Source organism: Sphingomonas crocodyli (genome assembly GCF_004005865.1).
GTDB lineage: Bacteria > Pseudomonadota > Alphaproteobacteria > Sphingomonadales > Sphingomonadaceae > Rhizorhabdus > Rhizorhabdus crocodyli.
In genome coordinates, this window is record NZ_SACN01000001.1 from 2,730,156 (window position 1) to 2,753,051 (window position 22,896).

Sequence of the window (22,896 nt, forward strand, 5' to 3'; positions counted from 1 at the left end):
CCATGCCACAGTCAGGGCATGGAGAGCGAACATCGGCGCATCGAAATGCGCATGAAGGTCGACGGCGGTTATGAGATCGCCGCGACCCTGCATCGGCCCGCTAAGGTCGCCGCCGGCGCGCCGTTGATCGTCGGCCTGCCCGGCGCGGGCTATGCGCGCGGCTATTTCGATCTGCCGCAGGCCGGATATAGTCAGGCCGAACATCTGGTGGCGCGCGGCACGATGCTGCTCGCGATCGATCATTTGGGCGCGGGAGACAGCAGCATCCCGCCCCACGATGTGACTACGCTCGAGGCCGTCGCAGCGGCGGGCGATCAGGCGGTGAAACGGGCGTTGGCCGATCTGCGTGCGGACGCGATCACACCCGGCGTCGTGATCGGCTGCGGCCAGTCGATGGGCGGGCATATCGCCGTCGCTATGCAGGCGTGGCACCGCAGCTTCGATGCGATCATCGTGCTCGGATCGGGCATGCTGCGCACCAATGTGCCCGACCGTCCCGGCACGCCGCCGCCCGTTATTCCGGAAGGCGCCGAGGGTGCCGAAATCTCCGCCGCACTGGCCGCGCAGGTCGATTGGCCGTGGCTGTTCCATTGGGAAGACTCCGCGCCCGATCTGGTCGCCGCCGATCTCGCCTGTGGCATGCCGGTGCGCCACACCGCCTCATCCTGGGCCAGCACCGGCATACCCGGCCTCGCCTTCAACCTCACCAAGCCGGGCAAGCTGCTGCCGCTCACCGCGATGGTCGACGTCCCCGTCCTTGTCGGCATGGGCGAACGCGACGTCACCCTCTCCCCCGCCGAGGAACTCGCTACCTTCACGGCGAGCGACGATCTCTCGGCCATCCGCGTCCGCAACATGGCGCACATGCACAACTTCGCCGACACGCGGATGCAGCTATGGCGCCGGATCGATGCGTTCGTGGTGCAGGTGGCCTTCAACTAAACACCTCGTCATTGCGAGAAGCCGAAGGCGACGAAGCAATCCAGGCCCGCATGTGAGTGGATCGCGAGCCTCTCCAGTGCGGGCCTGGATTGCTTCGCTACGCTCGCAATGACGAGGTCCATTGATAGTAGGACTTCGCCTTCCTAATCTCCTCGCATGACCGATTTCGCCGCCCTTCTGCAGCCCGATCGCGGGCAGACCGCCCACGAACTCACCCCCGTCACCGAAAAGGGTTTTGACGACTGGCTGAAGGCGCAGCCCGCGACCGTCCGCACCCTCGCCGCCGCCGCGCGGTTCAAGGCGAAACCCGGCGAATTGCTGATCGTCCCTACGGGCGACAGCTGGTCCGGCGCGTTCGGCGCGGCGAAGAAGGACGGGCCGTGGAGCCTTGCCGCCATCACCGCGAAACTGCCCGAGGGCACCTATCGCATCGCGGGTGACGGCCCCGGTGCGGGCGCGTTCGGCTGGCTGCTGAGCCACCACCGCTTCGATCGCTATCTCGCCAAGCCCGATCCGATCGCGCAGCGCATCCTGCTTACCCCCGACGTCGCGCAGGTGGCGGAGACGGTGGCGCTGGCCGAGGCGACCGCGCTCGTCCGCGATCTGGTCGACACGCCCGCCGCCGACATGGGGCCGGCCGAACTCGCCGCCGCCGCCGAAGCGGTCGCGAAGAAGCATGGCGCCGATATCCGCATCACGCGCGGCGACGATCTGACCACCGGCTATCCGATGATCGCCGCGGTCGGCCGCGCCGCGATCCGCGAACGCGCGCCCCGGCTCGTCGAACTCGAATGGGGCAATCCCGCCCATCCCCGCCTCGCGATCGTCGGCAAGGGGATCGTGTTCGATTCGGGCGGTCTCGACATCAAGCCGCCCTCGGCGATGCTCGCGATGAAAAAGGATATGGGCGGCGCGGCGCATGCCATCGCGCTTGCGGGCCTCGTCATGGGCGCGCGCCTGCCCGTCCGCCTGCACCTGCTGATCCCGATCGCGGAAAATGCCATTGCGGGCGACGCCTTCCGCCCCGGCGACATCCTGAAAAGCCGCAAGGGCCTGTCGGTCGAGATCGGCAATACCGATGCCGAAGGTCGCCTCGTGCTGGGCGACGCACTCACCCGCGCGGGCGAGGACAAGCCTGCGCTCATCCTCGATTTCGCCACGCTCACCGGCGCCGCCCGCGTTGCACTCGGCCCCGATCTGCCCGGCCTGTTCGCCAATGACGACGCGCTCGCCGCCGATCTGCTCGCGGCGTCGGAGGCGGTGAGCGACCCGATGTGGCGCCTGCCCTTGTGGGGCGACTATGCCGACATGCTGAAATCCACCGTGGCCGACATCAACAATGCGGGCGAAGGCGGCTTTGCGGGGGCGACCACCGCCGCCCTCTTCCTCCAGCGTTTCGTTCCCGAAGGCACGCCCTGGGCGCATCTCGACACCTTCGCATGGCGCCCTTCGCCCAAGCCCGGTCGCCCCAAGGGCGGCGAGGCGCTTGGCCTGCGCGCGGCTTTCGCCATGCTCAAAACACGTTTCGCCGCCGGATAGTAGCCTTCCATCGAAAAGCTGCACAAATGCGACAAACGGAAGTGCCGGGGATGAAACGAAACCCGAACTTCCGTGTTTTTCGCTTCGTGGTGGAGAAACAGTCAGAGGAAGGGAAGGATATGGCAATCGCCGCTTCAGCCTTGCCCAATTGGATGCGCGCACTCGTATCCTACGTCCGTTCGGGTGAGCCCGATCTCACCAATCGCCAGATGGCGTTGATGCTGATCACCTACATAACCCCCGGCCCCCACACGGTGCGCGGCCTCGCGCAGCAGCTCAACGTGTCGAAGCCCGTCATCACGCGCGCCTTGAATACCCTAGGGTCGCTCGGCTATCTGCGCCGCGAACGCGACGATAGCGACAGGCGTAACATCTTCGTCGCCAAGACCGAGCAAGGGGCCGCATTTCTTGACACTTTCGGCAAGTCCCTCGATTTCGACAAGGCCGGCAGCCGCTGATGCAGCTGCCGATGGGAAGCGCGTAACCCGCAGCTTCCACCTCGATGGCCCGACGATCACGCTCGATCGTCGGGTCAACGCCTTCCGGCCCGACATCGCCGATGTCGCCCTCGCCGGATCGTTGTTCGCGTCGCATTATGCCGCGCCCATGCCGCGCGCCTGCGCCGCGCCCGCCGCGATGATGCGCAACGCCGCCGATCCCAAGGCCGAGGCGGTGTCGCAAATCCTGCATGGCGAAGGTTTCGCGGTGCTCGATCTCGCGCAAGGCTGGGCCTGGGGCTATTCGCTCCACGATCACTATGTCGGCTATGTCGCGGCATCGGCGCTGGGCGCGCCCGTCGCCGCCGATCATGTCGTGATGGCGCGGGAGGCGATCGTCTTCGCCGGCCCCTCGATCAAGACCGCCGCCCTTGCTACCCTCCCCTTCGCATCGAAGCTCAGCGGCACGATCGACGGCAATTTCCTGGCGCTGGCGGAGGGCGGCTTCGTCCACGCCCGCCACGTCGCTCCGCTCGACCAGCGCGCCAGTGATCCGGTCGCGATCGCCGAAGCTCTGCTCGGCGCACCCTATCTGTGGGGTGGCCGGGGTGGCGGCGGGATCGATTGTTCGGGCCTCGTCCAGATCGCGCTCGCGGCGAGCGGCGTCACCGCCCCGCGCGACACCGACCAGCAACGCACCCAGACCGGCGACGAATTGCCGGAGGAGGCCCGCCTCCGACGGGGCGACCTGATCTATTTCCCCGGCCATGTCGGCATGATGGTCGACGAGGAACGGCTGATCCACGCCAACGCGCACTGGATGGCTGTCACCGTCGAGCCGCTTGCCGATGTTACGGCCCGCCTGAAACCCGATCATGACCGGCCGATATTGAGCCGGCGGAGACTGCCCCAATGACCTTCAAGGTCTTCATCGACGGTGCCGCGGGCACCACCGGACTCGAAATCGCCGACCGGCTTGCCGGCCGCACCGACATCGCGATCCTCAAGATCGCCGACGATCGCCGCAAGGATCCCGCCGCGCGTGCCGAGGCGCTCAACGCCGCCGACGCGGTGATCCTGTGCCTGCCCGACGATGCGGCGCGCGAGGCCGTGTCGCTGATCGACAACGGCACGACGCGCATCATCGACGCATCGACCGCGCACCGCACCGCCGCCGACTGGGCCTATGGCTTTGCCGAGCTGGAGCCGGAGGCGCGCGCGAAGATTGCGGGGTCGACCCGCATCTCGAACCCCGGCTGCTACCCCACCGGTTTCCTCGCGCTCATCCGCCCGCTCGTCCGCGCGGGGCTGCTGCCCGCCGACACGCCGGTCAGCGTCAACGCGCTGTCGGGCTATTCGGGCGGCGGTAAATCGATGATCGCGATGTTCGAGGATCCGAACGATCCCGCCGCGACCGACACGGCCGCGCGCGCCTACGCCCTCTCGCTCGGCCACAAGCATGTGCCCGAAATGCAGGGCCATGCCGGCCTCGCCCACCCGCCGATCTTCGCGCCGACGGTGGTGCGCACCTATCGCGGCATGCTCGTCGAAGTGCCGCTGCACCTCCATCTGCTCCCCGGCGCCGTCACTGGCGACAAGATCCGCGACACGCTGGCTGATGCCTATGCGGGCAGCCGGATCGTGCGCGTTGTGCGCGACAACCCGTCCTTCCTGACGATCGAGCAGGCGGCGGGCACCGACCGGCTCGAACTCTATGTCTATGCCGATGAAAAAAACGGCCAGGCCCGCCTGATCGCCGCGCTCGACAATCTGGGCAAGGGCGCTGGTGGCGCCGCCGTCCAGAACCTCAACATCGCGCTGGGCCTCGACGAAGCCGAAGGGCTGATCCTCTAACCTGTCAATCCTCCCCCGCCAGGGGGAGGTGGCGCCGAAGGCGACGGAGGGGGAGGATGCGACTCAAATGAGTTGGCTGCCGCCCTCCCCCTCCGTCAGCTGAAGCTGACACCTCCCCCTGGCGGGGGAGGATTGAGGTGCCATTGCCAACACCCCCGAACAGGCGCACCTTCCCTTTCACAATAGGGGGAGAGATACGATGGCCAAGTCTGCCGTTCCGATCTGGTTCTGGATCCTCACCATCCTGCTGTTGCTTTGGGATTTGATGGGCGTCGCTGCCTTCTGCATGCAGTATATGATGGGCCCGACCGAACTGGCGCAATTGCCGCCCGATCAGCGCGAAGCCTTCTCGTCGATGCCGTCCTGGGCCTGGGCCGCTTACGGCATCGGTACGATCGGCGGGGCGCTCGGCTCGCTGTTCCTGCTGTTCCGCATGAAACTCGCGCAGCCGCTCTACATCGTCTCGCTGGTCGCGGTTCTGGCCCAGTTTGGCTGGACCTTCTTCGGCTATGGAATGATCAACGACCCGGCTGTCGCGATGAAGGCGGCCTTCCCGGTGGTGATTATCGTCCTGGCGATCTTCCAGCTCTGGTTCGCGGGGTTCGCGATCAAGCGGGGTTGGATCAACTAAAACCCATTCTCGTAATTGCAAGGAGCCGCAGGCGACGAAGCAATCCAGGCCCGCATGAGAGTGGCTCGCGACTATCTCTTGTGCGGGCCTGGATTGCTTCGCTCCGCTCGCAATGACGAGTTAGAAGGTCACATCTCGCCGCGCTGGCGGCGCAGCGCGTAGAAGCGCTGCACGTTGCGGTTATGCTCGGCCAGCGTGTCGGCGAAGACGTGCCCACCCTTGCCATCCGCGACGAAATAGAGCGCGGTGCTCTTGGCGGGGTTCAGCACCGCCGCGATCGCCGCGCGGCTGGGATTCGCGATCGGCCCGGCCGGCAGCCCCGGCGACGCATAGGTGTTGTATCCGTTGACCGCGTTCAGCTCCGATCGGCGGATGCGGCGGCCCAGCGGCTTACCCTTGGTGATCGGGTAGATGACGGTCGGATCGGCCTGCAGCTTCATGCCTTCGCGCACACGGTTCGAATAGACCGCGGCGACCATCGGCCTTTCGGAGGCGACCGCCGTTTCCTTCTCGACGATCGACGCGAGGATGATCGTCTCCTGCGGCGTCTTGGCGACCGTGGTCGGCTTCTTCGCCTTCCATTCCTCGGCCAGCGCATCGCGCATCGCAGTCTGCATCCGGGCGAGGACGGCAGCGCGCGGCTCGCCCCGTTCGAAGCTGTAGCTGTCGGGCAGGATCGATCCCTCGGCGGGCACGTCGATCTGGCCGGTCAGGTCCGCCTCGGCATTCAGCCGCTCGTAAACCAGGATCGACGGCATCCCTTCGGGCACCGTCACCAAATGCTGGATCGGCTTGCCATTCTGCAAGATGTCGAGGATTTCCGCCCCGCTCGCGCGCGCCGGAATCTCGAACTCGCCCGCGCGGATCGGCTTGTCGGGGCCGAAGCGGCGCGCGAAGCGCAGGAAGTTGGTGGTCGATCGGATCGCCCCCGCCTTCTCCAGTGCGCGGGCGGCGGACGCGAGCGTGCCGCCTTTTTCGACCATCACGGTCGTCGGCCGGTCGGCGGGGCCTTCGCCCCACCAGCCGCGCGAAATCCACAGCGCCGCGCCGCCGCCGACCACCGCCAGCAGGAGCAGGACGGCGAGAAGGCGGCGGATCATCGACGGTCTCTTTCTGCGCTTACGCTTCAACGGCCTTCATGATCAGGCTGGCATTGGTGCCGCCGAAGCCGAACGAATTGTTCAGCACGGCCTTCACCTTGCGCTTCTTGGCCTTGAGCGGAACGAGATCGAAATCCTCCAGCCCCTCGCTCGGATCGACCAGGTTGAGCGTCGGCGGCACGATCTGGTCGCGGATCGCGAGGATGCAGAAGATCGATTCGACCGCGCCCGCGCCGCCCAGAAGGTGGCCGATCGCCGACTTGGTCGACGACATCGACACGGTCTTGAGCGCGTCGCCGAACAGACGACGGACGGCGCCCGCCTCCAGCTCGTCGCCCAGCGGGGTCGAGGTGCCGTGCGCGTTGATATAGTCGATGTCTTCCGGCTTCAGGCCCGACTTCTTGAGCGCCATTTCCATCGAACGATACGCGCCCGAACCTTCGGGATGCGGCGCCGTGACGTGATAGGCGTCACCCGACAGGCCATAGCCGATCACCTCGGCATAGATCTTCGCGCCGCGCGCCTTGGCATGCTCATATTCCTCGAGCACCACCACGCCCGCGCCTTCGCCCATCACGAAGCCGTCGCGGCCCTTGTCGTAGGGGCGCGAGGCCGCTTCGGGATCGTCGTTGCGGGTCGACAGCGCCTTGGCCTGCGCAAAGCCGGCAATGCCCAGCGGGCAGATCGCGCCCTCGGCGCCGCCTGCCAGCATCACGTCGGCATCGTCCATCGCGATCATCCGCGCGGCATCGCCGATCGCATGCGCGCCGGTCGAACAGGCGGTGACGACCGCATGGTTCGGGCCGCGCAGCCCGTATTTGATCGAGACCTGGCCCGAGATCAGGTTGATCAGGCGGCCGTGGACGAAGTGCGGCGAAACGCGCGTCGGCCCCTTATTCTCGCAGACCAGCGATTCGCTGGCGATGCCCGGAAGGCCGCCAATGCCCGACCCGATCGACAGGCCCGCGCGATAGCTTTCCTCTTCGGTCATCTCGGTCAGGCCGGCATCTTCCAGCGCCTGACCCGCGGCATCGATGCCGTAGATGATGAAGGGATCGACCTGGCGCTGGATCTTGTGATCGACGCGCTTGTTCGGATCGAAGCCATATTCATGGTCGGCAGGCTTCACCTCGCACGCGATGGTGCATTTCTGCCCCTCGGTGTCGAAGCGGGTGATCTGCCCCGCGCCGGACTTTCCGGCGAGGATATTGGCCCAGGTCGTCTCGACGTCCGCGCCCAGCGGCGTCACGAGTCCCAGTCCGGTTACGACCACGCGGCGCATGGCATTCTCCTGTTATTCACAAGTCTCATCTACGACAAAACGGCCCCCCGTCCATCCGGTCATCCGGGGTCGGGGAGCCGTTGATGTCGGCCCTTGACGCCCGACCCGCAAGGGAAGGCGTGTTTCGAGCGCGGGGATATTAGTCCTTGTTGGCGTCGATGTAGGCGATCGCGTCCTTCACGGTCGTGATCTTTTCAGCCGCATCGTCGGGGATTTCGACACCGAATTCCTCTTCGAACGCCATGACCAGCTCGACGATGTCGAGGCTGTCGGCGCCCAGATCGTCGATGAAGCTCGCCTCTTCGGTGACCTTCTCGGCTTCGACGCCGAGATGCTCGACGACGATCTTCTTAACGCGCTCGGCGGTCTCGCTCATATGGGTAGCCTTCCTTCGAATTGTTGGCCCCGCACTAACGGGGCCAAGTTACGCTTGCAAGAGTGTGTGACACTCGCCTCCGCACCTCGCCATTGCGAGGAGCCGGACGCGGGCCGGGTTCAGATCATCGCCATACCGCCGTTGACGTGCAGCGTCTGGCCGGTGACGTAGGCCGCCTCGCGGCTGGCGAGATAGACGACGGCGGCGGCAATGTCGTCGCCCTCGCCCAGCTTGCCCGCCGGAATCTTGGTGAGCAGCGCGTCCTTCTGCGCGTCGGGCAGCACGTCGGTCATCGCCGAACGGATGAAGCCGGGGGCGACGCAGTTGACGGTCACGTTGCGGCTGGCCAGTTCCTGCGCCAGCGCCTTCGACATGCCGACAAGGCCCGCCTTCGACGCGGCATAGTTGGCCTGCCCCGGATTGCCGGTGGTGCCGACGATCGACGTGATCGTGATGACGCGGCCGTGGCGTGCCTTCATCATCGGCTTGGTCGCCGCACGGATCAGGCGGAAAGCGGCTTCCAGATTGACCGAGATCACCTGATCCCACTCGTCATCCTTCATCCGCATGATCAGGTTGTCGCGCGTCACGCCCGCATTGTTGACGAGGATGTCGAGCTTCCCGCCCAGCGCCTCGACCGCCTGCGGCACCAGCGCGTCGACCGCGGCGGCATCGCCCAGGTTGCACGGCAGGATCACGGTGTCGCCACCGATTTCGGCCGCGACGGCCTTCAGCTTTTCCTCGCTCGTGCCCGACAGCGCGACCTTCGCGCCCTGCGCCACCAGCGCCTTTGCGATCGACGAACCGATCCCGCCCGAAGCGCCGGTCACCAGCGCGGTCATTCCCGTCAGATCAAACATGCCGGTTCCACTTCTCTCTATCGTCACCCCCGCGAAGGCGGGGGCCCATCCAGTGTCTTCCCATGCGGAGAGACTGGATATATCCCCGCCTTCGCGGGGACGACGGGTTTATTGAATTACAACGACGCGGCCAGCGCCTCGATATCGGCCATCGTGACGACGCTGGTCGCGGTCGCCTGGTCGGTGATGTCCTTGACCATCGGGCCGACGACCTTGCCGCCAAACTCGATGAACTGATCGACGCCGCCCGCCGCCATCGCGGCGACGCTTTCGCGCCAGCGCACCGTGCCCGTCACCTGATCGACGAGCAGGCGAACGATCTCGGCCGGATCGGCGGTCGGCGCGGCGGTGACGTTGGCATAGACGGGCACCAAGGGCGCCTGCGCATGATTGTCGCGGAACGCGGCGGCCATCGCATCGGCCGCCGGCTGCATCAGCGCGCAGTGGAAAGGCGCGGATACGGGCAGCAGCATCGCGCGGCGCGCGCCCTTGGCCTTGGCGATCTCGATCGCGCGCTCGACGGCTTCCTTGTGCCCCGAAACCACGACCTGCCGGTTGCTGTTGTCGTTGGCGGCCTGACAGACCTGATCCTGCGCAGCCTCCTCGGCCACCTGGCGCGCACCTTCGAAATCGAGACCCAGAAACACCGCCATCGCGCCGACGCCCACCGGCACCGCCGCCTGCATCGACTGGCCACGCAGCTTCAGCAGCTTCGCCGTGGTCGCCAGATCGAACGCATCGGCCGCGCACAGCGCGCTATATTCGCCCAGCGAGTGCCCAGCCACGAACGCAGCCTTGTCGGCCAGGCTGATCCCGCCGTCCTTCTGCAGCACGCGCAGCGTGGCGATCGCGTTCGCCATGATCGCGGGCTGGGCGTTTTCGGTCAGCGTCAGTTCGTCGGCCGGACCTTCCACCATCAGGCGGAACAGGTTCTGGCCGAGAGCGTCGTCGACCTCCTGAAACACTTCGCGCGCGACCGGGCTGGCATCGGCCAGCGCCTTGCCCATGCCGACGGCCTGGCTGCCCTGTCCGGGAAAAATGAATGCGCGCATGCCGAGGCTCCTCTTATCTCGAAGCGCCCGCCACTATTATCGGCGCGCGCGGGAGGCAAGGCTTGCCGGCCCGCCCCCTCTATTCTCCTCGTCATTGCGAGGAGCCGTAGGCGACGCGGCAATCCAGGCCCGCACTGGAGATGGTTGCGAACCTCTCCCAGTGCGGGCCTGGATTGCTTCGCTACGCTCGCAATGACGAGTCCTCTTATCCGAGGATTCGCGCCCGCGCCTGCGGATAGGTGCCCAGCACGCGCACCCACTTGGTGTGGAACGCCAGTTCCTCCAGCGCGCGGCGCACCGGCGCCTCGTCGGGATGGCCTTCGATATCGGCGTAGAATTCGGTCGCGGAGAAGGTCGCCCCGCGCTGGTAGCTTTCCAGCTTGGTCATATTGACCCCGTTGGTCGCGAAGCCGCCCAGCGCCTTGTAGAGCGCGGCCGGGATATTCTTCACCTCGAACAGGAAACTGGTCATCACCGGGCCGTTGCCCGGCTGCGTATCCGGCCCGTTGAGCGCGAGGACGACGAAGCGGGTCGTATTGTCCTCCGCATCGGCGACGTCTTCGGCCACCACGTCCAGCCCGTACAGTTCGGCCGACAGGCGCGGCGCCAGCGCGCCGACATGCGCGTCGCGCGCCTCGGCCACCGCAGCGGCGGCACCTGCCGTGTCGGGATAGGCGATCGGCGTCATCCCCTGCCCGCGCAGCCAGTGGCGGCACTGGCCCAGCGCCTGCGAATGGCTCATCACCTCGGTGATCGTCGCATGGCCGGGAATCGCCATCAGCGTGTGGCGGATCGGCATGAAATGTTCGCCGGTGATGACCAGGCCCGATTCCGGCAGCAGGAAATGCATGTCGGCGACGCGGCCGTTCAGCGAATTTTCGATCGGAATCACCGCGCAATCGGCCCGGCCTTCGCGCACCGCATCGATCGCATCTTCGAAGCTGAAGCACGGCAAAGGCAGCGCGTCGGGAAAGGCTTCGAGCACCGCGCGATGCGAATTGGCGCCCGGCGCGCCCTGAAAGGCGACCGCCCGACTCGTATCGGCGGCGGCTTCGGCGGTCATGCGCGCGACGAGCGCCTGCGCGGGGGCGGGATAATTCTGCATGGGGCGCGAGCGTTAGGCGTGGCTTGGGCGCATCGCAAGCCGCAGCGCAGCAATTTGCCGGCCCAAGCCGCGCCTTGTGGCTTGCGGACGCATCCAACCGATTATAAAGCGAGCGCGCTTTCCCGTGCGGCGACGTGTGGGGACCAGGGATTATCGAGGGGCACAATGGACGATCGCGCGAATACACTGGCCGGCTGGGCGCTTGCGGGCGGCATTGCGGCCCTGGGCCTCTCCATCCTGTCGGGTGAATATTTCCACGCCGAGCGGCCCGAAAAGATGGGCTATGTCGTCGAAGGCGTCGAGGAAGAGGGCGCTGAGGGCGGCGCCGCTGCCGAAAAGCCGATCGAATTCTACCTCGCCAGCGCCGATCCGGCCAAGGGCGCCGACGTGTTCAAGAAGTGCGCGGCCTGCCACAACGCGAACAATGGCGGCCCGAACGCTCTGGGGCCGAACCTGTGGCATGTGCTGGGTGAGCCGGTCGGCAAGGGCCGCGGCTTCGCCTTCTCGGATGCGCTGGCCGGCAAGGGCGGCAACTGGAACTGGCAGAATCTCAGCGACTGGCTCAAGAGCCCGAAGGCGTTCGCGCCGGGCACGAAGATGACCTTCGCGGGCCTTTCGAAGCCGGAAGATCGCGCCAACGTCATCGCCTATCTGAACCAGCAGTCGCCCAGCCCGCTGCCGATGCCGGCGGCTCCTGCGGAAGACGCAGCCCCCGCTCCGGCCGAAGGCGGCGACAACGCCACGGCCCCGGCCGAGGGTGGCAACGAGGCGGCCCCGGCCGAATAAGCCGGACGCTCCGCACCATTTCACGAAGACCCCGCCCCGGCGGGGTCTTTTCGTTTTGGGGCACCATCCATCCTCCCCCGCCAGGGGGAGGTGGCGCCGAAGGCGACGGAGGGGGAGGACGGCGACCAACTCCAGATCATCGTTCCCTCCCCCTCCGTCAGCTGCGCTGACACCTCCCCCTGGCGGGGGAGGATAGAAAAGGATTCCCGCCGGGATGACGAAACAGACGGTGGGTAATCGCGCGGAAACATAATCGCCGTTGATCGCGGCATTTCGGTCGTTACAGTCGCGCCTCATGCTTCACGACATCATCGCCGCCTGCGCGGTTTTCATCATCGCGGTCATCCTGCGCGGCGGCTATTGGGGCATCATCATCCTGATGGCGATCGAGAGCGCGTGCATCCCGCTCCCGTCCGAAATCATCATGCCCTTCGCGGGCTATCTGGTCTCGACCGGCGACTTCGATCTCTACATGGCGGCGACCGCGGGCGCGATCGGCTGCAACGTCGGCTCCATCTTCGCCTACGAACTGGGCAAGCGCGGTGGTCGTGCGGTCGTCGATCGCTGGGGCAAATATGTGCTGATGAGCCATTCGGATCTCGACCGGGCCGAAAAGTTCTTCAGCCGCTGGGGCGATCTGACGGTTCTCGTCTGCCGCCTGCTGCCCGCGATCCGCAGCTTCATCGCCTTCCCGGCGGGCGTCGCGCGGATGAACCTGTTCCGTTTCCACCTCTACACCTTCATCGGTTCGTGGCCGTGGTGCTTCGGCCTCGCCTGGGTGGGCATGAAGCTGGGCGATCAGTGGCGCACCGATCCGCGCCTCGGCGCCGTCCTCCACAAGCTCGATTTCGTCGTGGTGGGCGTGATTCTGGCCGGCGGCATCTGGTTCGTGTGGCACCGGATCAAGGGCCACAAGAAGCCCGCATGAACCCGATCTATTCGGGCCTGCCGACCACGATCTTCGAAAAGATGTCCGCGATCGCCCGCGAAACCGGCGCGATCAACCTGGGGCAGGGTTTCCCCGACGCCCCCGGCCCGCGCGACATTCTGGAATCGGCGGCCGATGCGCTGCTGACCCTATCGAACCAATATCCGCCGATGGCCGGCCTGCCCGAACTGCGCCGCGCCATCGCCGATCATTATCGCCGCCATCAGGGCATCGACTTCGACGCAGCATCCGAAGTGGTCGTCACATCGGGCGCGACCGAGGCGCTGGCCGCCGCGATCTTCGCGATCCTCTCGCCGGGGGACGAAGCGATCCTGATCGAGCCGCTCTACGACGCTTATGCCCCGCTCGTCCGCCGCGCCGGGGGCGTGGTCCGCACCATCCGCCTCCAGCCACCGACATGGCGACTCGACCCCGCCGATCTTGACGCCGCGATCACCGCGCGGACCCGGCTGATCATCGTCAACAATCCGGTCAACCCGACCGGTACGATGTTCGACCGCGAAACCCTCACCGCCATCGCCGAACGCTGTATCGCCGACGGCATCATCGCCCTGTGCGACGAGGTGTGGGAGCATGTCCGCTTCGGCCCCGATCACGTGCCCCTGATCGCCTTGCCCGGCATGCGCGAGCTGACCGTGAAGATCGGTTCGGCGGGCAAAATCTTCGCGCTCACTGGCTGGAAGGTCGGATGGCTGATCGCGGACAAGGCGCTCGCGGGCGTCATCGCCAAGACGCACCAGTTCCTCACCTTCACCACCCCGCCCAACCTGCAATGGGCGGTCGCCGAAGGGCTGGCCAAGCCCGACGGCTGGTTCGATTCGATGCGCGCCGGATTCGCCGCCTCGCGCGACCGCCTTGTCGACGGCCTGCGCACGGCCGGCTTCGTCGTGCTGCCGGCCGACGCCACCTGGTTCGTCTCGATCGACCTCGCCGCCTCGGGGCTGGCGCTCGACGACGTCACCTTCGCCGAACGCATGGCGCATGAGGCCGGGGTCGTCTCGATCCCGATGTCGGCCTTTTACGAGAGCGACCCCATCACCTCGATCGTCCGCCTCTGCTACGCCAAGGACGACGCCACGATCGACGAAGCGGTGCGGCGGATGGCGGCGTTCAGGGCCACCCTCGCCTCCTAACCCGTCGCCCCAGCGAAGGCTGGGGCCCATGTCTCTCACCTGCCAGTTGCCGCCTGCCACGGCAGAAATAGGCCCCAGCCTTCGCCGGGGCGACGGCTACGCCGCCAGCGGAAAATCCAGCAACCGCTCCGCCACCGGCACCAGCGCGCGCGCATCGCGGCCCACCGCGCGCAGGATCGCAGGGTCGGCCGCGTCCATCCCGCCGGTGAACGCGCCAAAGGATGGTAGGATCAGCTTGGTCCGCCCCGCCACGAAGCACGGCCGCGACACACGCCGCCCGCGCAGCGTCATGATATATTTGGGGTGATAATGGCCCGAAATCTCCGGCCGCATATCCTTCGGATCGGCCTCGTGCCGCAGGATCGCGTCGCCCAGCATCGCCTCCGCCAGCACGCGGCCCGCCGGGGGATCGACGATTTCGGCATCATGATTGCCGACGATCCATACCCAGTCGACCTCGCCCGCCATCCGCACCAGCGCCGCGCGCGCCTCCCCCTCCAGTCGCGCGACCCCGCCGCGATCGTGGAAGCTGTCGCCCAGACACACGAGCGTCCGCGCCTCGGTCTTCGCGATCAGCGCCTCGATCCGGCGCAACGTCTCGATCGAATCGTAGGGCGGCAGCATCTGCCCGCGCTTCGCATAAGCGCTGCCCTTTTCGAGATGCAGATCGGCGACCAGCAACGTCCGCGTCGCCGCGCAGAACGCCGCCCCCTCGGGCAGCGCCAGCAGGTCGAGACCGCAGAACGAAAAGCGAACCATGCCCCGCCCTAACCTGCGACGCTCCTCTCCACAACCTCGTCATTGCGAGGAGCCGAAGGCGACGCGGCAATCCAGGCCCGCATGTGAGTGAGGCGCGAACCTCGCCAGTGCGGGCCTGGATTGCTTCGCTACGCTCGCAATGACGAGGAGGTGGTTACGGCCGCCCGTTCTCGAACAACACGCAGCGATCTTCGAACGTCACCAGCACCGATTGCTGATCGAACCGCTTGTTATACGCCTTCGCGATGGCGCTCACCTTCGCGCGGTCATCGCTGCGGCCGGGCAATACGAGGATCAGCAACTTGCTCGGCTCGCGCGTCACCGTGCCCTTGGGGTTCATCCACCGCCCCTGCGCGTCGAGCACGGTCAGCCCTTCGGGGAAGCGCGCCGTCACTTCGCGATCGAGGAAGTCGGTGAACTCGGCGTCGGTGATCACCCCCGCCTTGTTGCTCGCCCCCAGATAGAGTTCGGCGGTGACTTGCTCGCTCTCCCCCGGCGCGCACGCTGCCTGGGCAGCGGCGGCGGAACAGAGGGCGGCAAGGGCGAGGCAAAGGCGCGCGATCATCAGCGCCGACGCTGCCACGCCCACAGCGCGGCCGCAACCGGCGCCGCAAGCCCGATCCACGCGGCAATATCTTCCCAGCCATCGCCCAGCAGGCCGACGATCAGCCCGCCAAGGCTCAGCACCGCCAGCACCATCGGCACCGCGAAGATGGCGAGCGCGGTCTTGTGCCCCGGCTTCAGGCGGACCTGCTTCATTCGGCCGCCACCGGCGCCAGCGCCGCGCCGCTGCGCACTTCGCGAATGCGCGCCTCGATCGATCCGGCGCGCCGCCCGATCCACAGATACAGGCCGCTCCCCAGAATCACGATCGCCCCGATATCGAGCAAGGCCCACAATATCTTGAGCGGCATCGCGCCATAATCGCCGAAGTGCAGCGGCTGCGACAGGCGCAGCGCCAGCATATACCACGGCATATGCGCCATCGCGGTCAGCTTGCCCGTCTGCGCGTCGATCAGCGCCGGCGTGTGGATCTGCTTCGTCGCCGGCGTCGCCCCGCGCAGCCACACCGCGAAATGATGCTCGCTGGTGAAACGCACGCCGGGAAAGGCGATGAACTGCGGCGTCGTGCCGGGGGCTGCGGCCTTCGCGGTATCCACCGCCGCCTGCACCGAACCGAACCGCTCCACCGGGACCGGCGGCAGCCCCTGATAAGGCGCGGTCAGCTTCGCCAGCTGGTCGCTGCGCCATACGTTGACCAGCGGATCGCTCAGCGTGTTGATCACGCCGGTCAGCCCGACGACCATCACCCAGGCGAGCGTGACGATGCCCAGCATGTTGTGCATGTCCAGCCAGCGCACCCGCCGGCTTTTCGACCAGCGCATCGTCCCGAAATCGAGCTTCCGCATGAACGGCGCGTAGAGGACGACGCCCGAAACCGTCGCCACACAGAACAGGAAACCCATGAAGCCCAGGAACAATTCGCCCGGCAGAGACAGGAACATGTCGACATGCAGGCGCAGGATGAAGCCCATCACCCCGCCCTCGTCGATCTCGCCCACCGGCTTGGCCGTGCGCAGGTCCATCGGGGTGATGTGCATCTCTTCGCGCGTCGACATGGCGCGCGGCCCGGTGGTGATGTTCACCACCGGACGATCGTCGTCGAAGCTCAGGAACAGCGGCCGCTCGCCCGGATAGAGCCGCTCGGCCGCCGCCAGCATCTGATCGAGATCGTGGTTCGGCACCCCCGGCATCGCCGGCAGCACCTTGCTCTCGCCCAGCGCGTGATCGATCTCCTCATGGAAGATCAAGGGCAGGCCCGTCAGGCACAGCATCAGCAGGAATACCGTGCAGATCAGGCTCGTCCACTTGTGGACGAGATACCAGGCCTTGATCGTTCCGTTGGTCATCGGATCATCAGTACTCGAATGTGGCCGAAGCCTTCACCGTGCGGGGGCCACCCTGTACGATGTTCGAACCGAAGGACGATGCCCAATAGCGCTTGTTCGCGACATTTTCCGCACTTAGGCGCAGCGTGATCGGGTGGCTGTCAGCCACAACGACATAACGCATACCCACGTCAAAGCGAGTCCAAGCGTCGAGTTGCTGACGGTTGGTCACATCAACATATTGCTTGCCAGTCCGCACGATCCGACCGGTGAACGTTGCGTTCTTCAGGAACGCTGGAACCACCTCAGCACCCAGATTCAGCTGATAGGGCGGCACGCCAACCGCACGATTGCCGTCATTGGCACCATTGGCCGTTTTCTGGAGCTTCGCATCGACGATCGTGCCACCGCCGATGAAACGCAGCCCCTCCATCGGCTCGCCATTGAAGCTGATCTCGATACCGCGATTACGCTGCTTGCCGTCGACACTGTAAATCACCTGGCCCGCATTGTTAGGATCAGTGTCGCTTCGCGCGCTCGGCTGCTTCGTCTGGAAAAGCGCGACTGTTGCGGTCAAGCCGCGGATCGCGACCTTACCACCGACCTCATATTGCTTCGAACGGAACGGCGGAAAGACCGTGCCGGGAGCCACATTAGATGCGTTGGTTGGGGCGGTCGGCCCCTGCGCCAGCGCCTCGACTCGATTGGCGTAGATCGAGATACGGTCTGTCGGGCGTACGACAAGGCCGACCACCGGGGTCGTGACAGTCTTGTTGTAATTGGACGTGCGGCGGAAGCTCGTTCGGTCATAGGCTTCTACATTCAAATGCTGGCGCCGCGCACCGATGGTCAGCAGCACACGATCCTCGACGAACCCGATCGTGTCGGACAGGAACAGGCTGCTGAATGCATTCTTCGACACGCGTGGAAGCTCGGTTAGGCTGCCTCCCGTGGCCATACCCGCATCCGCAGGTTTCGCGACATAAACAGGCGCATAGAGATTGGTGCAGAACACCGTCGTCGCGGTGCTGCACGGCCGCACCGCCGCCGGGAAGGTGCCCGAACGGAACGAGTTGCGGTTGCTCTGCACGTTGATCGATCCGCCGGCGTTGAACTCGTGACTCATCCCCGCGAAGGTCACCTTGCCGCGAATGCCCGCCTGCCCGCTCTGGTTATTGTCCTTGCGCGGCACGAACAGGCGCGCGCCGGTCGCGGCGCCGGTGGTGCTGTTAGTGATCGTCACGGTCGAATATTCGCCATCTTCGCGCCCGTCGCGGATGCCGGCGGCGGCATAGACCATCACATTGTCGACCACGTCGACCTCGACGCGCGCCAGCGCATAGATGTCGCGCAGCTTGGTGAAGGACCAGGGCTGGCCGTAATTGTTGTTCGCATCGGGCACGCGCGGCACGGCGATGCCGGTGTTGAGCAGGCGCACCTGCGGACGCGGCTGGAACGCCTGCTGGTTCTCATAACCGAAGTCGAAGAAGAAGCGGCCCGGCCCGCGGCGGAAATCGAAGCTCGCGCCCAGCACGCCCACACGGCGCTTGTCATTGTCGATCGCGGTGTCGCCGCGACGATAGACGCCGTTCACGCGGATGCCGAAGCTGTCCTCCTCGCCAAAGCGGGTGCCCGCGTCGAAATTGCCGCCGAAGATGCTGTCGGCGCCATAGCTGGCGGTCGCGCGGAACAGCGTCTTTTCGGCGCGCTTGGGGATCAGGTTGATGCCGCCGCCCGTGCCGGTGCCGCTGGGCGCCGCGCCGAACAGGAAGGCGTTGGCGCCGTTCAGCACCTGGATGCTCTCATACAGTTCGGGCGAAACGAGCTGGCGCGGCGTGATGCCGAACATCCCGTCCATCGCCACGTCGTCGCCCGACAGCGCGAAGCCGCGGATCACGAACAGTTCGGCCTGGTTGCCGAACCCTTGAGCCGTGCGCACCGAAGGCTCGTTCTTCAGCACGTCGCCGATCGTCTCGGCCTGCTGATCGAGCACCAGCTGCGCGGTATAGGTCGTGACGTTGAACGGCGTTTCCAGCGCGCTCTTGTTGCCCAGCACGCCTAGGTTGCCATCGCTGACGACCTGCTTCTGCGCCTGCTGCGCGGTGACGATGATGTCGTCGGATGCTTCCTGCGCCCACAGCGGCGCGGCGATCAGCCCCGCGCAACCCGTCAGCAACGCCAACGACGTCTTCATATATCACTCCGCAATCGATAATTTGGAAAGCGCGGCGCCTAGCTTCTCACATTCGCTGTTGCAAGTCACTCGCAACAATTTGAAACAGGCCGTGTCCTAAAAGGCACAGCGATGCTGGCGGGGTTCGGCGCATCTGCTAGAAGATGGGGAACGAACCCTATTCCCTACCGATATGATAGTATAACGAGCCACCGATGATCCACTTCGAATCGGTCGCCAAGACGTTCACGACCGGCGGCCTTCCCGCGCTTCACGATGTGACCCTGTCGATCGCCGCCGGCGAGATTTTCGGCGTCATCGGCCGGTCGGGTGCGGGCAAATCCACGTTGGTCCGCCTGATCAACGGCCTTGAACGCCCCGGCAGCGGGCGCGTGACCGTCGACGGACAGGATGTCGGCGCCGCCTCCCCCGCCGATCTGCGCGCGCTGCGCCGCCGGGTCGGCATGATCTTCCAGCAATTCGGCCTGCTCTCCTCGGCTACCGTTGCGGATAACGTCGCGCTCCCCTTGCGCATCGCGGGCGTCCCCGCCGATCAACGCAAGGCGCGCGTCGCCGATCTGCTCGACCGCGTCGGCCTGTCCGCGCACGGCCACAAATATCCGGGCCAGCTTTCGGGCGGGCAGAAGCAGCGCGTCGGCATCGCGCGCGCCATCGCCGGCGACGCGCGCATCCTGTTGTGTGATGAGGCGACCAGCGCGCTCGATCCCGAAACGACGCGCGACATCCTGTCCCTCATCGCCGATCTCAACCGCGATCTCGGCCTCACCGTCGTGATGATCACGCATGAGATGGAGGTGGTGCGCGAGGTGTGCGATCGCGTCGCCGTGCTCGATGCCGGCCGCCTTGTCGAAACCGGCCCCGTCGCCGACATCTTCCTGCGCCCGCAAGCCGCCGAAACCCGCCGTCTTCTCGCCCAAGCCGGCGAAGGGCATGACGATCACGCCGACTTCCCCGGCCGTGTCATCCGCCTCACCTTCGAAGGCGACGCCATCGCCCAGCCGGTCCTCACCCGCGTCGCGCGCGAAACCGGGGTCGATCTCGTCGTCCTCGGCGGCCATATCGGCCGCTTCCGCCAAGGCCGCTACGGCCAGCTGACCCTGGGCGTCACCGGCGATGCCGAAGCCGCCGTCGCCGCGCTCGCCAGCTATGGAGCGGTGTCGTGATCGAATTCGCCTCCATCGACTGGGCCGACATCGGGCAGGCCACGCTCGATACGCTCGCGATGCTATCCGCCTCGCTGGTCCTCACCGTCGCGATCGGCCTGCCATTAGGCGTGGTCCTGTTCCTCGCCAGCCCAGGGCAGGTCTGGGCGAACCGCGCCGCGCATCTGGGGCTGTCGCTGGTCGTCAATCTGCTGCGATCGGTGCCCTTCATCATCCTGCTGATCGTGATGATCCCGCTCACCGTCGCGCTCGTCGGCACCTCGCTCGGCGTCGTCGGCGCGATCCCGCCTTTGGTCGTCGCCGCCGCCCCCTTCTTCGCACGCCTCGTCGAACTGGCGCTGCGCGAGGTCGGCCGCGACACGATCGAGGCCGTCACCGCGATGGGCGCCACCACCCGCGATCTCGTCATGCGCGCTCTGATTCCGGAGGCGATGCCCGGCATCCTCGCCGGCATCACCGTCACCGCGATCGCCCTCGTCTCCTTCACCGCGATGGCGGGCGTCGTGGGCGCGGGTGGCCTGGGCGATCTCGCGATCCGCTTCGGCTATCAGCGGTTCCAGACCGACGTGATGATCGTCACGGTCGTCCTCTTGTTGATCCTCGTCCAGTTGCTCCAGATGGCGGGCGACCGCCTCGTCCGCCATTTCAGCCGCCGATAGAAAGTCCGCCCATGCGCTCTCTCGCCCTCATCGCCTTCGCCACGCTGGCGCTCGCCGGCTGCAAGAAGGACGCCGCACCCGCCGATCCCAACACGCTGACGGTCGCCGCGACCGCTGTGCCCCACGCCGAAATCCTCGAGGCGGTGAAGCCCGGCCTCGCCAAGGACGGCCTCAAGCTCGATATCCGCGTGTTCAACGATTATGTGCAGCCCAACGTGCAGGTCGCCGAAGGCCGGATCGCGGTCAGCTATTTCGAGACAGAGAGCTACCTCGCCGAGTTCAACAAGGCGCGCGGCACCAATCTCGTCACGATCGCGGGCGTCCATGTCGAGCCGCTCGGCGGCTATTCGAAGAAGTGGAAGACGCTCAAGGACGTCCCCGACGGCGCGACCATCGCGATCCCGAACGACGCCAGCACCAGCGGCCGTGCGCTGATCCTCCTGCGGAAGGCGGGCCTGATCAAACTCAAACCCGGCGCGGGCATGACGGCATCGCCCCGCGACATCGCCGATAACCCGCACAAATATGTGTTCAAGCAACTGGAGGGCGCCACCCTGCCCCGCGTCATCGATCAGGTCGATCTGGCCCTGATCAACACCAATTACGCGCTGGAGGCGAAGCTGCGCCCCGGCCAGGACGCTTTGGTGATCGAGGGTAAGGACAGCCCCTATGTCAACTTCGTCGTCGGCCCCGAAAGCGCGCGTGACGATCCGCGCGTCGTGAAGCTCGTCGCGGCGCTCCGCAGCCCCGAGACCAAGGCCTTCATCGAACAGCGTTACAAGGGCGCGGTCATACCGGCTTTCTGACGCGATGAACGCCCCGCCCCGCATCGATCATGTCGCCGTCATCGGCGCGGGCTTTTCGGGCACGCTGCAGGCGATCAACCTGCTGCGCCACGATGGCCCGCGCGTCACCCTGATCGAACGGCGCGACGCCTTCGCGCGCGGCGTGGCTTATTCCACCGCGACGCCCGAACACCTCCTCAACGTCCGCGCATCGAACATGAGCGCGCTGCCCGACGATCCGGATCACTTCGTCCGCTGGCTCGCCGCGCGCGGCAAGGGCCAGCCGCAAAGCTTCGCCTCGCGCTGCGACTATGGCGACTATCTCGCCGAACTGCTCGCCGCCGAACTGCGCGCCAACCCCGGCCGGCTGACCTTGCGACAGGACGAGGCCATCTCGCTCGACATGCGGCCCGACGGCGTCACGATCGCCTTCGCCGACGGCTCCACCCTCGCCGCCGACGCCGCCGTCCTCGCGCTCGGCAACCTGCCCCCGCACGATCCCCCCGGCCTCGGTGGCGATCTGCCCGCCGATCTCTACGCGCGCGATCCGTGGGGGCCGGGCATCACCGATGGCCTCACCGATGATGACACCGTTCTCATCATCGGCACGGGTCTCACGATGATCGACATGGTCCTCGCGCTCGATGCGAAGGGCTTTCGCGGCCCCATCGTCGCCCTCTCGCGCCGTGGCCTCGCCCCGCACGCACATGGCGACGCGCCCAAGACCTCGCTCCCCGAAAAGCCCGTCGAACTCGGCTCCGCCCTCGTCCACCGCGTCCGTGCCCGTGCGCGGGAGATCGGCTGGCGCTCGGCGATCGACGAACTGCGCCCCTATACGCAGGCGATGTGGCTATCCGCCCCGCCGGCCGAGCAGCGCCGCTTCCTGCGTCACCTGCGCGCCTGGTGGGATATCCACCGCCACCGCCTCTCTCCGCAGGTCGCCGAAAAGGTCGCCACCCTGCGCGCCAGCGGCCGCCTCCGCATCGTCGCGGGCAAGCTCCAGTCGGTCGATGCGCAGACCGGCCAAGCCGCCTTCCGCCCGCGCCACCGCCACGATATCGAGACGATCGCCCCACGCCGCATCATCAACTGCACCGGCCCGCAGGGCGATCTGCTCCGTACCGGCGAACCTTTGCTCAAAAGCCTCGTCGCATCGGGCCATCTGCGCCCCGATCCGCTCCACTTGGGCATCGACGTGAATGCGCAGGCGGAGACGATCGACGCCACCGGCAAAGCCAATCCGCGCCTGATCGCGCTCGGCCCGATGACGCGCGGCGCCTTCTGGGAAATCGTCGCCGTCCCCGACATCCGCATGCAGACCTGGTCGGTCGCCCGCCGCCTCTCCCACGCGCAGTGGGTTGGCGGTGAAGGCCTCTAACTCATCCTCCCCCGCCAGGGGGA

At 66.5% G+C, this 22,896-nt stretch carries 24 protein-coding genes; 13 read left to right on the forward strand and 11 right to left on the reverse strand.

All coding sequences use genetic code 11. From position 1 onward, the window contains the following. Positions 1–18 precede the first annotated feature (18 nt). The 6 genes from EOD43_RS13105 to EOD43_RS13130 all read left to right on the forward strand — a co-directional run bounded on the left by EOD43_RS13105 (position 19) and on the right by EOD43_RS13130 (position 5,403). Entirely contained in the window at positions 19–942 is a 924-nt protein-coding gene (locus EOD43_RS13105) for an alpha/beta hydrolase (RefSeq protein ID WP_127744294.1), read from the forward strand. A gap of 156 nt (positions 943–1,098) precedes the next feature. Then, positions 1,099–2,481 carry a leucyl aminopeptidase family protein gene (locus EOD43_RS13110; RefSeq protein ID WP_127744295.1) on the forward strand — a complete coding sequence of 461 codons (1,383 nt, stop codon included), beginning with the start codon at positions 1,099–1,101 and terminating at the stop codon, positions 2,479–2,481. Positions 2,482–2,633: 152 nt separating this feature from the next. Further along, positions 2,634–2,939: a MarR family winged helix-turn-helix transcriptional regulator gene (locus tag EOD43_RS13115; protein WP_127744743.1), complete on the forward strand. Its 306-nt coding sequence runs from the start codon at positions 2,634–2,636 to the stop codon at positions 2,937–2,939. Then, positions 2,890–3,834, forward strand: coding sequence for a C40 family peptidase (locus EOD43_RS13120; RefSeq protein ID WP_127744296.1), 945 nt, complete (start codon positions 2,890–2,892; stop codon positions 3,832–3,834). Before EOD43_RS13115 ends, EOD43_RS13120 begins: the two co-directional genes overlap by 50 nt. Then, positions 3,831–4,772, forward strand: coding sequence for an N-acetyl-gamma-glutamyl-phosphate reductase (gene argC / locus EOD43_RS13125; protein WP_127744297.1), 942 nt, complete (start codon positions 3,831–3,833; stop codon positions 4,770–4,772). Before EOD43_RS13120 ends, argC begins: the two co-directional genes overlap by 4 nt. A gap of 199 nt (positions 4,773–4,971) precedes the next feature. Next, positions 4,972–5,403, forward strand: a complete 432-nt coding sequence (locus tag EOD43_RS13130; RefSeq protein ID WP_127744298.1) for a sugar transporter — start codon at positions 4,972–4,974, stop codon at positions 5,401–5,403. A gap of 128 nt (positions 5,404–5,531) precedes the next feature. Here the strand turns inward: EOD43_RS13130 and mltG are convergent, their stop codons facing one another. The 6 genes from mltG to EOD43_RS13160 form a co-directional block, all read right to left on the reverse strand. Then, positions 5,532–6,503, reverse strand: a complete 972-nt coding sequence (gene mltG / locus EOD43_RS13135) for an endolytic transglycosylase MltG (protein ID WP_127744299.1) — start codon at positions 6,501–6,503, stop codon at positions 5,532–5,534. A gap of 19 nt (positions 6,504–6,522) precedes the next feature. Then, positions 6,523–7,785, reverse strand: a complete 1,263-nt coding sequence (fabF, locus tag EOD43_RS13140; protein WP_127744300.1) for a beta-ketoacyl-ACP synthase II — start codon at positions 7,783–7,785, stop codon at positions 6,523–6,525. Positions 7,786–7,924: 139 nt separating this feature from the next. Beyond that, the gene (locus EOD43_RS13145) at positions 7,925–8,161 is read right to left on the reverse strand and encodes an acyl carrier protein (protein WP_127744301.1); all 237 of its coding nucleotides are present in this window, start codon (positions 8,159–8,161) and stop codon (positions 7,925–7,927) included. 119 nt (positions 8,162–8,280) lie between these two features. Next, positions 8,281–9,021: a 3-oxoacyl-[acyl-carrier-protein] reductase gene (gene fabG / locus EOD43_RS13150; RefSeq protein ID WP_127744302.1), complete on the reverse strand. Its 741-nt coding sequence runs from the start codon at positions 9,019–9,021 to the stop codon at positions 8,281–8,283. A 116-nt stretch (positions 9,022–9,137) separates the two neighbouring features. Then, complete coding sequence (fabD, locus tag EOD43_RS13155) at positions 9,138–10,073, reverse strand: ACP S-malonyltransferase (RefSeq protein ID WP_127744303.1); 936 nt, start codon at positions 10,071–10,073, stop codon at positions 9,138–9,140. A 205-nt stretch (positions 10,074–10,278) separates the two neighbouring features. Next, positions 10,279–11,178: a prephenate dehydratase gene (locus tag EOD43_RS13160; RefSeq protein ID WP_127744304.1), complete on the reverse strand. Its 900-nt coding sequence runs from the start codon at positions 11,176–11,178 to the stop codon at positions 10,279–10,281. 165 nt (positions 11,179–11,343) lie between these two features. Here EOD43_RS13160 and EOD43_RS13165 point away from each other — a divergent pair, with 165 nt between their 5' ends. From EOD43_RS13165 to EOD43_RS13175, 3 genes are all read left to right on the forward strand, one after another. Further along, positions 11,344–11,964 (forward strand): c-type cytochrome, encoded by a 621-nt coding sequence (locus tag EOD43_RS13165; protein WP_127744305.1) that lies wholly within the window; start codon positions 11,344–11,346, stop codon positions 11,962–11,964. A gap of 295 nt (positions 11,965–12,259) precedes the next feature. After that, positions 12,260–12,892, forward strand: a complete 633-nt coding sequence (locus EOD43_RS13170; RefSeq protein ID WP_127744306.1) for a DedA family protein — start codon at positions 12,260–12,262, stop codon at positions 12,890–12,892. After that, positions 12,889–14,046 carry an aminotransferase gene (locus tag EOD43_RS13175; RefSeq protein ID WP_127744307.1) on the forward strand — a complete coding sequence of 386 codons (1,158 nt, stop codon included), beginning with the start codon at positions 12,889–12,891 and terminating at the stop codon, positions 14,044–14,046. The genes EOD43_RS13170 and EOD43_RS13175 overlap by 4 nt, the downstream gene beginning before the upstream one ends. Before the next feature lie 96 nt (positions 14,047–14,142). On the opposite strand, the gene pdeM is transcribed toward EOD43_RS13175, so the two are convergent. From pdeM to EOD43_RS13200, 5 genes are all read right to left on the reverse strand, one after another. After that, positions 14,143–14,805 (reverse strand): ligase-associated DNA damage response endonuclease PdeM, encoded by a 663-nt coding sequence (gene pdeM, locus EOD43_RS13180; RefSeq protein WP_127744308.1) that lies wholly within the window; start codon positions 14,803–14,805, stop codon positions 14,143–14,145. Positions 14,806–14,959: 154 nt separating this feature from the next. Next, the gene (locus EOD43_RS13185) at positions 14,960–15,370 is read right to left on the reverse strand and encodes a DUF3574 domain-containing protein (protein ID WP_127744309.1); all 411 of its coding nucleotides are present in this window, start codon (positions 15,368–15,370) and stop codon (positions 14,960–14,962) included. Then, entirely contained in the window at positions 15,370–15,564 is a 195-nt protein-coding gene (locus tag EOD43_RS13190; protein ID WP_127744310.1) for a hypothetical protein, read from the reverse strand. Before EOD43_RS13190 ends, EOD43_RS13185 begins: the two co-directional genes overlap by 1 nt. Then, positions 15,561–16,715 carry a PepSY-associated TM helix domain-containing protein gene (locus EOD43_RS13195; RefSeq protein ID WP_127744311.1) on the reverse strand — a complete coding sequence of 385 codons (1,155 nt, stop codon included), beginning with the start codon at positions 16,713–16,715 and terminating at the stop codon, positions 15,561–15,563. Before EOD43_RS13195 ends, EOD43_RS13190 begins: the two co-directional genes overlap by 4 nt. Positions 16,716–16,722: 7 nt before the next feature. After that, a complete protein-coding gene (locus EOD43_RS13200) occupies positions 16,723–18,888 on the reverse strand; it encodes a TonB-dependent receptor (protein ID WP_127744312.1) in 2,166 nt (721 codons plus the stop codon). Between the two features lie 194 nt (positions 18,889–19,082). On the opposite strand from EOD43_RS13200, the gene EOD43_RS13205 reads away from it, so the two are divergent. The 4 genes from EOD43_RS13205 to EOD43_RS13220 are packed head-to-tail and all read left to right on the forward strand — an operon-like array spanning position 19,083 to position 22,873. Further along, positions 19,083–20,051 carry a methionine ABC transporter ATP-binding protein gene (locus EOD43_RS13205; RefSeq protein WP_127744313.1) on the forward strand — a complete coding sequence of 323 codons (969 nt, stop codon included), beginning with the start codon at positions 19,083–19,085 and terminating at the stop codon, positions 20,049–20,051. Beyond that, positions 20,048–20,710 carry a methionine ABC transporter permease gene (locus EOD43_RS13210; protein ID WP_240653176.1) on the forward strand — a complete coding sequence of 221 codons (663 nt, stop codon included), beginning with the start codon at positions 20,048–20,050 and terminating at the stop codon, positions 20,708–20,710. The genes EOD43_RS13205 and EOD43_RS13210 overlap by 4 nt, the downstream gene beginning before the upstream one ends. Positions 20,711–20,721: 11 nt before the next feature. Beyond that, positions 20,722–21,516 (forward strand): MetQ/NlpA family ABC transporter substrate-binding protein, encoded by a 795-nt coding sequence (locus tag EOD43_RS13215; protein ID WP_127744314.1) that lies wholly within the window; start codon positions 20,722–20,724, stop codon positions 21,514–21,516. 4 nt (positions 21,517–21,520) lie between these two features. Beyond that, positions 21,521–22,873, forward strand: coding sequence for an FAD/NAD(P)-binding protein (locus tag EOD43_RS13220; RefSeq protein WP_127744315.1), 1,353 nt, complete (start codon positions 21,521–21,523; stop codon positions 22,871–22,873). Positions 22,874–22,896 lie beyond the last annotated feature (23 nt).

Bases quoted from the DNA above. Each gene is read 5' to 3' on its own strand.
- EOD43_RS13105 (WP_127744294.1), top strand. From the start codon at position 19: ATGGAGAGCGAACATCGGCGCATCGAAATGCGCATGAAGGTCGACGGC.
- EOD43_RS13110 (WP_127744295.1), top strand. From the start codon at position 1,099: ATGACCGATTTCGCCGCCCTTCTGCAGCCCGATCGCGGGCAGACCGCC.
- EOD43_RS13115 (WP_127744743.1), top strand. From the start codon at position 2,634: ATGCGCGCACTCGTATCCTACGTCCGTTCGGGTGAGCCCGATCTCACC.
- argC (WP_127744297.1), top strand. From the start codon at position 3,831: ATGACCTTCAAGGTCTTCATCGACGGTGCCGCGGGCACCACCGGACTC.
- EOD43_RS13130 (WP_127744298.1), top strand. From the start codon at position 4,972: ATGGCCAAGTCTGCCGTTCCGATCTGGTTCTGGATCCTCACCATCCTG.
- mltG (WP_127744299.1), bottom strand. From the start codon at position 6,503: ATGATCCGCCGCCTTCTCGCCGTCCTGCTCCTGCTGGCGGTGGTCGGC.
- fabF (WP_127744300.1), bottom strand. From the start codon at position 7,785: ATGCGCCGCGTGGTCGTAACCGGACTGGGACTCGTGACGCCGCTGGGC.
- EOD43_RS13145 (WP_127744301.1), bottom strand. From the start codon at position 8,161: ATGAGCGAGACCGCCGAGCGCGTTAAGAAGATCGTCGTCGAGCATCTC.
- fabG (WP_127744302.1), bottom strand. From the start codon at position 9,021: ATGTTTGATCTGACGGGAATGACCGCGCTGGTGACCGGCGCTTCGGGC.
- fabD (WP_127744303.1), bottom strand. From the start codon at position 10,073: ATGCGCGCATTCATTTTTCCCGGACAGGGCAGCCAGGCCGTCGGCATG.
- EOD43_RS13160 (WP_127744304.1), bottom strand. From the start codon at position 11,178: ATGCAGAATTATCCCGCCCCCGCGCAGGCGCTCGTCGCGCGCATGACC.
- EOD43_RS13165 (WP_127744305.1), top strand. From the start codon at position 11,344: ATGGACGATCGCGCGAATACACTGGCCGGCTGGGCGCTTGCGGGCGGC.
- EOD43_RS13170 (WP_127744306.1), top strand. From the start codon at position 12,260: ATGCTTCACGACATCATCGCCGCCTGCGCGGTTTTCATCATCGCGGTC.
- EOD43_RS13175 (WP_127744307.1), top strand. From the start codon at position 12,889: ATGAACCCGATCTATTCGGGCCTGCCGACCACGATCTTCGAAAAGATG.
- pdeM (WP_127744308.1), bottom strand. From the start codon at position 14,805: ATGGTTCGCTTTTCGTTCTGCGGTCTCGACCTGCTGGCGCTGCCCGAG.
- EOD43_RS13185 (WP_127744309.1), bottom strand. From the start codon at position 15,370: ATGATCGCGCGCCTTTGCCTCGCCCTTGCCGCCCTCTGTTCCGCCGCC.
- EOD43_RS13190 (WP_127744310.1), bottom strand. From the start codon at position 15,564: ATGAAGCAGGTCCGCCTGAAGCCGGGGCACAAGACCGCGCTCGCCATC.
- EOD43_RS13195 (WP_127744311.1), bottom strand. From the start codon at position 16,715: ATGACCAACGGAACGATCAAGGCCTGGTATCTCGTCCACAAGTGGACG.
- EOD43_RS13200 (WP_127744312.1), bottom strand. From the start codon at position 18,888: ATGAAGACGTCGTTGGCGTTGCTGACGGGTTGCGCGGGGCTGATCGCC.
- EOD43_RS13205 (WP_127744313.1), top strand. From the start codon at position 19,083: ATGATCCACTTCGAATCGGTCGCCAAGACGTTCACGACCGGCGGCCTT.
- EOD43_RS13215 (WP_127744314.1), top strand. From the start codon at position 20,722: ATGCGCTCTCTCGCCCTCATCGCCTTCGCCACGCTGGCGCTCGCCGGC.
- EOD43_RS13220 (WP_127744315.1), top strand. From the start codon at position 21,521: ATGAACGCCCCGCCCCGCATCGATCATGTCGCCGTCATCGGCGCGGGC.